At 60.1% G+C, this 12,854-nt stretch carries 11 protein-coding genes, 1 pseudogene and 1 riboswitch; of the genes and pseudogenes, 11 read left to right on the plus strand and 1 reads right to left on the minus strand.

Annotation, left to right across the window (positions count from 1 at the left end; genetic code table 11):
* Nucleotides 1–28 precede the first annotated feature (28 nt).
* Nucleotides 29–161, minus strand: a riboswitch (TPP riboswitch).
* 845 nt (nt 162–1,006) lie between these two features.
* Complete coding sequence (locus PH552_RS17695) at nt 1,007–2,098, plus strand: porin (protein ID WP_113249703.1); 1,092 nt, start codon at nt 1,007–1,009, stop codon at nt 2,096–2,098.
* A 157-nt stretch (nt 2,099–2,255) separates the two neighbouring features.
* Here PH552_RS17695 and PH552_RS17700 read toward each other — a convergent pair whose 3' ends face one another.
* Complete coding sequence (locus PH552_RS17700; RefSeq protein WP_183764126.1) at nt 2,256–2,897, minus strand: TetR family transcriptional regulator; 642 nt, start codon at nt 2,895–2,897, stop codon at nt 2,256–2,258.
* Nucleotides 2,898–3,573: 676 nt separating this feature from the next.
* On the opposite strand from PH552_RS17700, the pseudogene PH552_RS17705 reads away from it, so the two are divergent.
* From PH552_RS17705 to PH552_RS17750, 10 genes and pseudogenes are all read left to right on the plus strand, one after another.
* Nucleotides 3,574–4,170 (plus strand): annotated as a pseudogene (locus PH552_RS17705) (RNA polymerase sigma factor); the annotation flags it as partial.
* Nucleotides 4,163–4,612, plus strand: a complete 450-nt coding sequence (locus tag PH552_RS17710; RefSeq protein WP_183764128.1) for a hypothetical protein — start codon at nt 4,163–4,165, stop codon at nt 4,610–4,612. The pseudogene PH552_RS17705 and the gene PH552_RS17710, both read left to right, overlap by 8 nt.
* The gene (locus tag PH552_RS17715; protein WP_183764130.1) at nt 4,609–5,058 is read left to right on the plus strand and encodes a periplasmic heavy metal sensor; all 450 of its coding nucleotides are present in this window, start codon (nt 4,609–4,611) and stop codon (nt 5,056–5,058) included. The genes PH552_RS17710 and PH552_RS17715 overlap by 4 nt, the downstream gene beginning before the upstream one ends.
* Before the next feature lie 75 nt (nt 5,059–5,133).
* Nucleotides 5,134–6,639, plus strand: a complete 1,506-nt coding sequence (locus PH552_RS17720) for a DUF1800 domain-containing protein (RefSeq protein WP_183764133.1) — start codon at nt 5,134–5,136, stop codon at nt 6,637–6,639.
* Nucleotides 6,640–6,641: 2 nt separating this feature from the next.
* Nucleotides 6,642–7,862, plus strand: coding sequence for a DUF1501 domain-containing protein (locus PH552_RS17725; protein ID WP_169643870.1), 1,221 nt, complete (start codon nt 6,642–6,644; stop codon nt 7,860–7,862).
* A gap of 321 nt (nt 7,863–8,183) precedes the next feature.
* Nucleotides 8,184–8,861, plus strand: a complete 678-nt coding sequence (locus tag PH552_RS17730) for an invasion associated locus B family protein (protein ID WP_112339811.1) — start codon at nt 8,184–8,186, stop codon at nt 8,859–8,861.
* A gap of 21 nt (nt 8,862–8,882) precedes the next feature.
* Complete coding sequence (locus PH552_RS17735) at nt 8,883–10,661, plus strand: ShlB/FhaC/HecB family hemolysin secretion/activation protein (RefSeq protein ID WP_183764137.1); 1,779 nt, start codon at nt 8,883–8,885, stop codon at nt 10,659–10,661.
* A gap of 19 nt (nt 10,662–10,680) precedes the next feature.
* Nucleotides 10,681–11,139, plus strand: coding sequence for a hypothetical protein (locus PH552_RS17740; protein WP_183764162.1), 459 nt, complete (start codon nt 10,681–10,683; stop codon nt 11,137–11,139).
* 58 nt (nt 11,140–11,197) lie between these two features.
* Complete coding sequence (locus PH552_RS17745; protein ID WP_183764165.1) at nt 11,198–11,752, plus strand: hypothetical protein; 555 nt, start codon at nt 11,198–11,200, stop codon at nt 11,750–11,752.
* A 192-nt stretch (nt 11,753–11,944) separates the two neighbouring features.
* Nucleotides 11,945–12,854: filamentous hemagglutinin N-terminal domain-containing protein (locus PH552_RS17750; protein WP_285166200.1), on the plus strand; the 910-nt coding region annotated here is incomplete at its 3' end.

A 12,854-nucleotide genomic window follows, 5' to 3' on the forward strand; every position in this document is an offset into this window, starting at 1 on the left:
ACATGGAATCCACGCGGGAATCCGAAGTCTTCGAGCGCTCGCACCGTCCCTACGCCAGTATGAACTGGATCAGGTTCAACGGGTCACTGCGCCCACAATCGGCAAAGCCGTATTGTTCAGCAGTATCTCAGCCCCTTGCCGGGACCCCCCTGGTGAATGCTGGAAGGCTATGCTCTTGCTTTGGCTTCTGTCAACCCTGCAATGATGACTGCATTTTTCCGCGAGCCAGCGCTTGGCGCATTGGAGAATCCACAATTTAAGCGTGTTTACACGTGAGGCGCGGCATGGCGCTCCCTCAATAATGAGGCGCCGTGTTGCCGATAAAGCGGTAGGGGACGACACCAGCGTACTGCGTTGCGGGTAATCAGCGCGTCATTGCCGAGAAGGGCGAGCGTCAGTTGCACGCCGGCCTACGCGCCGGTCTGCATCAGGGAAAAGATGGATTGCATATAATCCCTGGTGACGAGGCCGCCGAACGGGGGGGCGCTATGAAGATCAGCCGATTCTCATTCATGCGCGATTCTTCCCTTCCTATGGCCCGAATAGCTGGAATCTGGGAAGATTCGACGTTTCTGTGTGTGGCGATTTGTTGAGTTTTGTTTCTCAGCCTTGTCGTGCATTCGCGCCTTTGGCGGTCTTCCCGCGTTCCTCGGGTGAAACGAACCTCGCCCTGCCGTCCCCAGTTGCATTTAAGCAACAGCCGGCAAGACTAACGCTGGACCGGCGCTCGCCACGGTTTCACATAATTGACAAACATACGGGCTGTTTGTAAGTCAGAAGCAGGACAGAAATTGTCTTACGGTCGAGCGATCGGCCGGATCGGTAGGGGCATTTCAAGACCTTTGCCGCGGGGACAATCATGGAGGTTCGAGGGGACTCAAGCCAACATTACGTGCGTACTTGCCGGGCTGCGCGGTCGCGTTTTCGACCGGGTCGATCTTCAAGGTGGTTTCCAGCTCAGCACTCGTGGCAAATTAGAAATGCATATTACAACCAGGAGTTTAATATGAATATCAAGAGCCTTCTTCTCGGCTCCGCTGCTGCGCTCGCAGCAGTTTCCGGTGCCCAAGCAGCTGACGCTATCGTTGCTGCAGAGCCGGAGCCGCTGGAATACGTCCGCATCTGCGACGCTTACGGTGCTGGTTACTTCTTCATTCCGGGCACTGAAACCTGCCTCAAGATCGGCGGCCGTGTCCGTACCGAAGGCGAGTGGTACGATGCCTACAACCCGAACAGCAAGAACGGTACGCTGTGGCACACCCGTGCAGAGCTGAGCATCGACACCGCGACCGACACCGAATACGGCCCGCTGAAGACCAACACGGTCGTCCGTTGGGACTGGAACGACGGCAACTCCACCTCCACCAAGCTGCTGTTCGCCAATATCAGCCTCGGCGGCTTCCTCGTCGGTAAGGCCGACTCCCAGTATAACTACTACATCGGTTATGCCGGCGACGTCATCAACGACGACGTGATCTATGACGGCCCGTACGAACTCAACCAGTTGACCTACAGCTACGATGCCGGCAACGGCTTCACGGCTGTGATCTCGGTTGAAGACTCGAACTCCAGCGGCTCCGACGCCTCCTACGGCTCAAGCTGGTGGTCCGACGACAAGGGCAATCACTATGCTCCTGACGTCGTCGCCGGTGCCGGCTTCAAGTCTGGCGCATGGGGCTTCAAGGTCGTTGGCGGTTACGACTCGATCGTCGAAGAAGGCGCTATCAAGGCTCGTGTCGATGCCGACTTCGGCGCGTTCTCGGCCTTCTTGATGGGTGGCTGGAACACCGATGGCGACAAGCTCAACAAGTATGCAGGTACCAACCTCGACCGTTCGGCTTGCCCCATCGACGATGCATCCAAGTGCGGCTGGGGTGACTGGGCCGTTTGGGGTGGCGTTGCCGTTCCGATCAACGAAAAGCTGAAGTGGAACCTGCAGCTCGCCTACACCGACTCGAAGATCTTTGCCGCAACCACGAACGTCAAGTGGAACCCGGTCAAGAACCTGCTCATCGAGCCGGAAGTCTCCTACACCAACTTCGATTCTGTGAACGAAGATCAGTGGGCTGGTATCCTGCGCTTCGAGCGTAGCTTCTAATTTTGAATTACCCGGCCTCGTGCCGGGTATAGGGAAGCCTGATGTTCCAATCCGTCAGGCTTCTTTCACCGATCGGTTGACCTCCGATCAAAGTAAAGGATCCGGCTTTCCCTCCGGATCCTTTTTTGTTCAAGGCTTTGATATCGCGTGACCCGCCTTATGCAGCCGAGGTCTCTACCTCATGTGTCCGCTCCTGCGGGAACCATGTCTTCAAGATCATCTTGATGAACATCTGTCCGCAAGGCACGAGCTGGAAATTACCCCTGTCGAGCGTCCATTCGGTGATCAGCCCGCCGATGACCGCCGTCAGCGCGGAGGCGGCCGTATCCGGCGTCCATGGCGCGGGCAGCTTCGTCTTTTCATTCATCAGGGTGAATATGCGTTCGAAATGCTCGTGCATATCGTGGCGGAAGGAGCTGGCGCGGTTCGTGGTGCCGTCACAAAAGGCCATGTCGAGGTGCATCATCACCTTCAGCATGCTTCTCTTGCGCGGGTCGCCCTGGACATCGTCGAATATCCCGGCAATCGCCTCGGCCACGAGATCAAGCGGATTTGTCGGGAGTTCCTTCGACATCCGCTCAGCCAGCTCCTGAAACGGCTGCTGGGCCTCATCGCGGATCGCAAACATCAATCCCTGCTTGTTCTTGAAATGCCAGTGCACCGCCCCCCGCGTTACACCAGCCGCTGCGGCTATCTCCTCAAGGCTGACATTCTCGTAACCCTTGTCGAGAAACAGAGCCTTTGCAGAGTGCAAGATCTCGCTCCTCGTTTCCGCCGCCTCCTCCTTAGTGCGCCTCATTCATGTCTCCACAGAAATCAGTCAAGCTGTACCCCTCTTTTTTGGCATTCTTACCCCACCATCGCCGCTTATCGCTGGAAACTCCTCACATCAGCAATGCACAAGAAAGCGGCCCAATTACATAATCCCCTAAAATTAAGGAAGGAAATCGCAACGGGAGCGCTTCGTCAAGCGCCTAAAAGCCAGGCGCAAGTTTCCGTGTGCAGTTTCCTCGCGTTGGGGAGTGAAAGGTCGAAAATGTTCGGATGCTAATATGTAGCCATAGCGGCAATATATTGGCGGTACGAAGCCGAGTTCGCCTGTCCCGGAAACGATGCGCCAGTCAAATCGGGGCACAGGGCATGTTTGATCTCCGGCGTTAGCAACTCCATCCGCTCATATCGATGAGGCTTCCACGTCCGGCTGAGCCGGCTCTTTTTGTATTCGCTCGATAGATAGTTGCCGGGGAAGGGAGGAAAATCCAAAAATCCTCGACGTAAGAGCGACGGAATTCGGCGGATAGGCCGTTCAATCCCTGCGACCCCATACTTCTTGCGAACCCATGCTTGATGTCGAAGGATGATACGCTGACCGAGATGCTGCGATCTGACGGAAGCCGCTTGCCGGATTTGACGGCCAGGCCGAGCTTCCTTGCTAAAAGCCCGAACCGGGTGGCGCGTCACGCCGGTATCGCGCGAAACAGGAGCGGTGGCGATTGTCGATGAAGTGGGATCGCACGCCCGGGAGCGGCGATGCGGATGAGGATCTGCTCGGCCGTATCGCCGCTGGTGACGTTCCGGCAATGCGTATGATGGTGGCAAGGCAGCTGCCACGCATCATGGCCGTCGCAACCCGCATGCTCGGCGATGCGAGCGAAGCCGAAGATGTGGCGCAGGAGACGTTTCTACGCCTCTGGCGCAACGCCGGCGGCTGGCGCCAGCGCAATGCCCGCTTCAGTACCTGGGTGCATCGCGTGGCGATCAACCTTTGCTACGATCGCTTGCGCCGACGCAAGGATGTTCTTGCCGAGCATCCGCCCGACATCGAATATGAAGGGCCGGCGCCGGATGCGGGCCTGATGAGCGAGGACGATCCGTCCAAGCGTGTGGAACGGGCGATGCAGATGATCGCGCCCCGGCAGCGCGAGGCGATCATCCTGGTCTATTATCAGGCGCTGTCGAATGCCGAGGCGGCCGAGATCATGGACGTCAGCGTCGACGCATTGGAGAGCTTGCTTGCGCGTGGAAGACGCTCGTTGCAGCTGCTTTTGTTGAAGGAACAGGGCGATGGTTGAGAATATCGCAGGTCCGATGAATGCCGGGCGGTTCGAGGAACTGACCGCCGCCTATGGTGGCGATATCGCTCGGTGGCCGCAGACCGAGCGCGCCGCCGCGCGTGAATTCGCAAAAGACCCGGCCGCCGCCGGAGTTCTCGCGCGCGCCGCCGATCTGGATGCGCTGCTCGATACCTATGTCGTCAGACCGGGCCATGTGGATCTGCAACGCCGAATCCTTAAAGGCTTCGTCCGCCGCCTGGCGGTTAGAAGCTGGTTCCGCTTCGGCTCCGCCGGCATCGGCCTTGTCGGCGTCGGCATTGCTGGCGCGCTCGCCGGCAGCATCGCTATCGCGGTGCTCACGCCCAGCCTGACCTCCGATGCTTCGGTCGTCTCCGACGGAACCGCAACCATGTTCGGCGACATCGGGCCGGACGCGGGCATAGTGCAGGACAGCCAATGACGGATCGCAGTTTTAGAATAGTGGTCATTTCCCTACTGGTACTGAACACGTTCCTCATCGGAGCATTGGCGGGCGGCGGCCTGACGTGGATCCGCAAGACGCAGGCACGTGCGGGGATGATGCCGCTTGCCGGCGAGCAACTGCCTTCCGTTCAGAAGAAAGCTTTGCGTGCCGCACTCAACGAGGCGCGTAAGGACAACCGGCAGGCCATTCTCGAGGCGCAGCAGGCCAAGGTAGACGCCGCTTCCATTCTGGGTCAGCCGATGCTGGACAAGGAAGCGCTTCTGGCTGCCTTGGCGCGGGCGCGAAATGCCGATATCGGCCTCAGAACGAAGCTGGAGGAACGCGCTGTCGACTTCGCCGCAACGCTCTCCTACGACGAACGCCGCGCGCTTGCCGAAAGCCTCGTTCGCCGCAGCGCGTCGAGGGCCGCTGCCACAAAATGATCATACTTGCCAAGCGACGGATCGGAACGAACCTCGCGTTTAAGGAGCATGTTTGATGCAGGAGTTGGCAGGAATATGGCTCAGCAATCGAATGACGTTTATGCCGCGCTCGCCCTTTCCCGATTTGGGCTAGGGGCGGATCATAACGGCATTGCGTCGATCGCATCGGATCCGCACGGAGCGCTGATGGAGGAAATCACCGAGCGCTTTGTACCGGTACCCGTCGGGCCGCAGCTTCAATCCACCGCCGATCTTCTCGTTTCCCTCTATGCCTTCCAGGAGCAGCGCAAGGAGGCAAGGCAGCAGGCCGCGACACAGCCGGATAAGGCGGCGCAGGGGCCACAGCAGCCGCAGTCGCAACAACCTCAGGCGCAGCCATCGGGCACCATGGGAATGCAGCCAAACAATCAGGCCATGGCGGCTGTCATCGGCAAAGCCGTCGAGAAGCTGGAAAAACCCGCAATGCCCTACCTTCCGCAGCAGGTCCTGCTGGCGGAAGTGGATGCCCGCTTTAACGGCACCATCCGGCAGCCATTGATCGGCTTTGGCGAGCGGCTTGCCATGTTCTGGGCAAACCATTTCGCGGTCGCCGTCTCGAAGAGCGAAGAGGTTCATATCGTTGCCGGTGCCTTCGAGCGCGAGGCCATCCGGCCGCATGTCTTCGGTCGTTTCTCGGATATGCTGCTCGCCGTCGAGAGCCATCCGGCCATGCTCGCCTATCTCGACAATCAGCAGTCGATCGGGCCGAACTCCAAGGCCAATGCCAACAGGAAGCGCGGTCTCAATGAAAATCTTGCCCGCGAGACGCTGGAATTGCACACACTCGGCGTCAATGGTGGCTATACCCAGGCCGACGTGACGACGCTTGCCAAGATCATTACCGGCTGGACGGTGGCGCGCGCCGAGGGCAAGCTCGGGACACCCGGCACCTTCGTCTTCAACGCGGGCGCGCATGAGCCCGGTGATCAGACGCTGCTTGGCCTCACCTATGCCGACAATGGCGTCGGACAGGGGCGCGAAGCGCTGCGCGATCTCGCCCGCCATCCGGCAACAGCACAGCATATCGCCACCAAGCTCGTCCGTCATTTCGTGGCCGATACGCCTCCGCTAGGGCTTGTCCAGACCGTTGCTGCGACGTTCAGCAAGACGGATGGCGATCTTTCCGCCGTCTATCGGGCGCTCGTCGGCTCCGAGGATGCATGGAACCCGACATTATCGAAGGTTCGCTCGCCGCTCGAATTCATGGCGGCACTTTTGCGGGCAAGCGGCGAGACCCCGAAACCGAATGTCATTCTCGGCGCGTTGACCGCGATGGGCCAACCCTTCTGGGCGCCGGCCGGACCGAACGGCTTTGCCGATACTGCCGATGTCTGGGCTTCCAGCGAGAGCCTCAGCATGCGCATGGATGTCGCCAATATGATCGCCAATGCGGTGCCGCCGCAGGTCGACCCGCGCAGTTTCGTGTCCGACAGCCTGGGGCCGCTGCTTTCCAATGAAACGCTGCAGGCCGTATCGCGTGCGGAGACCCGCAAGCAGGGCCTGACGATCGCATATCTTTCCCCCGAATTTCAAAGGCGCTGACCATGACCTGCGAACTCATGACCCCCACTCGTCGTGCCGTGCTCGGCGCTTCCGGCGCCTTGTTCGCCTGGGCCTTCATCCCGCGCTTCGCCCATGCCGCCGGCGGGCGCGATCCGCGCTTCATCACCATCATCCTGCGCGGCGCGCTCGACGGTCTAACGGCCGTGCCGCCCGTCGGCGATCCCGATTATCAGACGCTGCGGCAATCGATCGCCATGACGACCAGCGGCCCCGATGCCGCTCTCCCGCTCGACAGTTTTTTCGCGCTGCATCCGTCGATGCCGAATTTCAACCGGCTCTATCGCGCAGGGCAGGCGGCCGTCGTCCATGCCAGTGCGACGCCCTATCGCGACCGGTCGCATTTCGACGGACAGGACGTGCTGGAGTCCGGCTACGAGGTGCCCGGCCGCGTCGATTCCGGCTGGCTCAACCGGATGCTGGAGGGATTGCCGAAGGGCGACAAGGTTTCGCCGGGAGCTTCGGAGATCCGCGGCCTGTCCATCGGCGCCAATGCACCACTCGTCATTCGCGGCAAGGCACCGGTGCTGGGCTGGTCGCCATCCAATCTGCAGCCGGTCAGCGACGACCTGCCGCCGAGGCTGATGGATCTTTACAACCACACCGATCCGCTCTTTGCGAAAATCCTCGCCGAGGGCATTTCGACCGGCAAGATTGCCGCCGGTCTCGACGTCAAGGCCAGAGGCGGCCCCGGCGATCCAACAGGCATGGAACAGATGGCGAGAGGTGCCGCGCGTCTATTGGCGCAGGACGACGGCCCCCGCGTCGCGGCGCTGGCCTTCGAGGGGTGGGATACCCATGCCGGCGAAGTGGATCGGCTCAACAAGCTTCTGGTCGGGCTCGACAATTCCTTTGCCGCGTTCCAGCAGGAACTCGGCTCAGCATGGAAGGATACCGCCATCCTGGTCGCGACCGAATTCGGCCGCACGGCGCAGGTCAACGGCACCCAGGGCACGGATCACGGCACCGGAACGGCGGCATTCCTCGCCGGCGGCGCCATTCGGGGCGGCCGGGTGATTGCCGATTGGCCCGGGCTCAAACAGGCGCAATTGCGCGATGGCCGCGATCTTGCCGCCACAACGGATCTGCGCGCCATCGTCAAGGGGATCGCCGTCGATCTGCTTGGCACATCGCCTTCCATATTGGCGCGCGATGTCTTTCCGGGCTCCGATCATGTCCTGCCGATGAAAGGGCTGATCGCCTGAGCCGCGATCCGATCACTTGACCAATCGCGACCGGCCTAAATAATCACCCATTAGCTGTAGGTGTTGTGCCGCACGATGCACAGCTGCTGCGAATAGCAACCGCCAATGTTGCGGAATCGACACGCTTCCCCAGAAACGTGCACGAATCATTGCGCAGTGCCCGCTACTTTCTGATGCATGGATTAGAATTCTGCTATGTAACGCCTTAACCGATGATCGGCCGCGCCGCGTATGAGGTGCATTCTCATGAATTTTGACGATTTGCCGATTGAGCAAGGTGCGCCTTGCGCAAGCGAATGGCTTTGACTTTGGAAAGTTAGAATGTCCCTCACGAGTAAGACGTTTTCCATCAAAATCCTGACATCCGTCATGCTTTTGTCGAGTGCGCTCCTTGCATCCTCCGCAACGGCCCAGGAGCAGCCAGCACCAGCCGCAAATCCCCCTTCCAATACAAGCACTGCTCAAACTCCCGCTCCAGCGGCAAATGAACAGCAGCCGGCCCCGCAGGCGCGGGTGCAGAAGTTCGACGACTGGTACTATCGCTGCGTCGACGGCAAGGGGGCGGACGGATCGGCGATCACGAACTGCGAAGTGGCGCAGATCGCCACGATCAAGCAGGGCGACCAGGACGTGAACGTCTTGACGATGGCGTTCGCCAAGGCGGCGGATGCGCCGGCCGCATCAAACAAGAAGGCAGCAAAGCAGCCTGCCAGCGATCTCGTGCTGACGACGCTGGTGCCGCTGAACATGTACATTCCCGCCGGTCTTGGCATCGACGTGGCTGACAAGCCCGTGGTGCAGTTGGCCTACCGCAACTGCAACCAGGCCGGTTGCTGGGCACAACAGAAACTGGACGGCAAGATGGTGGCGGCATTGACCAAGGCTGCCGATGGCACCGGCCATGTCCAGATGATGAATGGCCAGAAGGTCAACATCAAGTTCTCGCTGAAGGGATTGCCGGCGGCGCTGGATGCGCTGCAGAAGCCTGTCTCCAAGTAACCGGACGACAGGAATAGCCCCATGATATCGGCGTTGGGGCCGATCACCGCTCCGCGGTGCGGCCAAGGCTTTCAGAAGTGGTCTTCTACCCCTTCGTTAACGGTTGCATTGCTGTCAGGAATTCTGATGGTGTCTGAGGCTGCGGCTCAGACACCCAATGACGATTTCGCGCGCCGGCAGGCGCAGGAGACCGAGCAGCAGCGCCTGAAAGCCCTGGGTGACATGACGCCGAAGTCTTCTCCGGCGGAAGGCCAGCAGCCTGCGGCTGCCAATGGCAAAAAGGTCGGCCCCTGTTTTGCGATCGCCCATGTCGAGGTCGAAGGCGTCAGGCAGTTTTCGGCCGACACCGTAGGCAAAATCACGGCACCTTATGCGAACCGCTGTGTCGGCGTCGGTGAGATCAACGGGCTGTTGCGTGACCTGACGCATCTTTATCTCGACAAGGGGTTCGTAAGCTCCCGTGTCTACGTGCCGGCGCAGGATATTGCCGGGACCAAGGTGCTGCGCCTGGTCGCGGTCGAAGGCACGCTTGCCGACATCTACATCAACGGCAAGCCGGCGCCGGATTCCGCTGTGATCGCCACGGCCTTTCCCGGCATGAAAGGCGAGATCACCAATCTGCGCGACATCGAACAGGGCCTCGACCAGATCAACCGCCTGACCTCCAACAATGCCAAGACCGCGATGCTGCCGGGAAAGAGGGATGGCACCTCGATCCTCAATATCGAGAACAAGCCGGATCACCCCTGGCATCTTTCCTTCGGCAACAGCAATCTCGGTCAAGAGCAGACGGGATACTCCAAGTCCTCGGCCTCGATCGGCTATGACAATCTGTTCGGCGTGAACGACCAATGGAACTTTTCATACGAGCATAGCGGCCCGGATTATCCGTGGCGGGACGACGGGCTGGGCAAGAGCAACAGCTATTCCGGCAATGTCAGCGTGCCCTACGGATACTGGACGTTCTCGGCGAACGGCTCCTGGTACGAATATAACAGCTCGGTTCCGGGGAACTTTGGGCCGCTCAACACCTCGGGCGATTCCAAACAGGTTGGGATCGGCGCCGATCGCGTGATCTTCCGCGACAAGGATTCGATCACCACCTTCAACAGCGGCCTGACCTATAAGGAAACCAACAATTTCCTGCTCGGCAACAGAATAGAGGTCGGCAGCCGCAAATATACGGTCGGTGATCTCGGTATCTCGCATTCGCGCCGTATGCTGGGCGGCCTTTGGGTCTTTGATCTCTCCTACAGTCAGGGGCTCAACCTCTTTGACGCCGTCGCTCCCGGTGATGCCGGAGCAGGGGATGCGGATCCTCGCTTTTCGAAGTTCACTGGCACGATCACCATGACACGGCCTTTCGAGCTTGCCGATCAGCGCTTCGAACTCAATTCGCTCGTCACTGGCCAATATTCGCCCGACAACCTGTTCGGGGCCGAGCAGATATCGGCTGGCGGTTATTCCTCCGTGCGCGGTACGCGCGAAACCATGCTGTTCGGCAATAACGGCTTCTTCATCCGCAACGATCTCGTCTGGCGTACGCAGCCTTTCGGCGAGAATGCCGAGCTTGCCAAGATCCTTGGCGAGTTCCGGCCTTACATCGGCCTGGACTATGGCCGGATCGCTTCGCAGGCGCGCTACCGCATCCAGGGTGGCGACATGCTCGGCTGGACGGTCGGTGCCAAGCTCGCCGGCGGGCATGTGAATTTTGACATGGGTTATTCGGATGTGCTGGGCGGCACGGTCGATCGGCATGAGGCCGGACTTCTGTTCGTCAGCACGTCGGTGAAATGGTGATCATATTTTGAGGGAAATCATGATTTTGGGAAAGAAAGATGATCGGGCCACGTTGATGCCGCTCGCGATCACGGCGCTGGTTTGCTGCACAATCATACTCTCCGGTTGCGGCGGTCGTGAAGCACATCCGATCGCATCGACCAGTGCCGGTGACGGCGGGTTGGATTGCAGCGGCGTCAACCGTGAATTTGCAGCGAACGAACGCCAGATCCTTTCGACGGTCAAGGAGCGCTCGCAGGCACAGGGCAAGAACGTGATTCTTGGTGCAACCGGCGTTCTTCTCTTCTGGCCAGCTCTGTTCTTCATGGACCCCAAGTCACCCGAAAAAGTCGAGATCGACGCATTGCGCAATCGCAATCAGGTGCTGACGGACCTTGCCCGTTCACGAAAGTGCCCGGCGCCGAAATCTCAATTGGGCGAACTTTACAAGAAACTCGACGGCGGCGGGAAGACGGCGCCGGCCGCAAGAGGCGGTTGAGGAGGCGAAGGTGGATTTGCGCTTGATATTTGTAGCAGGTGCCTTGGGCGCTCAGGCGATGCGATACATCTCCGGCGGTATCGCCCTTGTTCTCGTGATGTTACTCGCGTCCTGCGTCACAACGGACCCACGTCTTGTGGCCGCTCTTCAAAAGACCTCCGTGCGCGAAATCCGCATCGAGACAGCACCCGATATCAAAATGACAGGCCTTTTCACGGAAGGTAAACCCGATCCGCAATTGGCCACGGTTGTCCGCGTGTTGAAAGGGACCATGGAGAAGGAGCTGATCGGGTTACCCGGTGGTCCAACGCGAGCGCGGTTGGTCGTCAGCCTCCATGTGGTCGATCTGGCCACGAAGGCTGGACGTGTTCTTATTCACAGCGACAGCCGGATTGCGGGAATAGCTAGGCTGGAAGACGCCAAGACAGGGCATCTCATTGCCGAGCAGCCCATTGCGGCGGGTAACAGTGGCATGCGCGGAGAGGGGCTCGGCATATTTGTGGCCATGGCCGTCAACGCAGCTTCGGCCGCAGGGCCTGACGATATTCTGGCGCAACGGCTGTCGAACGCCTTCACCAAGCAGGTCAAGCAGTGGTTGCTGACGAAGAAATAGCGGGAGGCCGGCTGCGATGTCGGCTTTCCGAGAGGGTTCAGAGTGAACGGCCTATGCCGGCCAGAAAGATTGCGTCAGCCAGGGGCCGAAATCGCGGTGCTCGCGAGGCCCCGGATGTCGCGATCGATCAGCAAGCTTAGTTTCAATTGCGGCAAGTTCAGCTTGCCGCACAGTCACCAGTGAGGGCGTGTGATGAGCAAGAAGATCGCATTGGTTGGATCGCGGCTTGCGGCCAACGAGAGGGAGGTCGCGTTTGATCTGCGAAGCCCGCTCCTGCGTCTTGGGCGGCAGTCGCTCGCCGTCACTCTGAGCTTGCTTCTCTTCCTGCAGCCAGCGATTGCCAATGCGCAATCCGTCTCCGCTGCCGGCTCGGCACCCGCCGCAAACCAGCCGAGTGTCGGGGCTGCCCCGAACGGTGTGCCGTTGATCGATATCGTCACCCCGAATGGCACGGGCCTGTCGCATAACAAATACGACAATTTCAACGTCGGCACGCCCGGCCTCATCCTTAATAACTTCAACGGTGAAGTCGGCACTTCGAACCTGGGCGGCGCCACCCCCGGCAATCCCAATTTGAGGAATTCCGGCCCGGCTTCGGTCATCCTAAACGAAGTCACGTCGGGCAATCGTTCCGCGCTGAACGGCCCGACCGAAGTGTTCGGCGGCAGGGCTGACGTCATCATCGCGAATCCAAACGGGATCACCTGCGCGGGCTGCGGCTTCATCAACACGCCGCGAGCGACGCTGACATCAGGCGTGCCCAATATCGGCGCCGACGGCAGCCTGTCAGGCTTCACCGTCAATGGCGGCGACGTCACCTTCGAAGGGGCAGGCGGAAACTTCGCGGCTGCCCCCGGCGCCGTCGACCTGTTCGACGTCGTTGCCCGCAATATCCATGTCAATGCGCCGGTCTACGGCAAGACCATCCGCCTGACGGGCGGCGCCAGCCAATACAATTATGCCACCGGCGAAGCGACGGCGCTGACCGCCACGTCAGGCACGCCGGAATACGCGATCGACGGCACGGCACTCGGCGCCATGCAGGCCGACCGCATCAAGGTCGTCGTCACCGAGAAGGGCGCCGGCGTCAAGATGAGCGGTG

Origin of the sequence: Rhizobium aureum (assembly GCF_030182495.1) — a bacterium.
GTDB lineage: Bacteria > Pseudomonadota > Alphaproteobacteria > Rhizobiales > Rhizobiaceae > Rhizobium > Rhizobium tropici_C.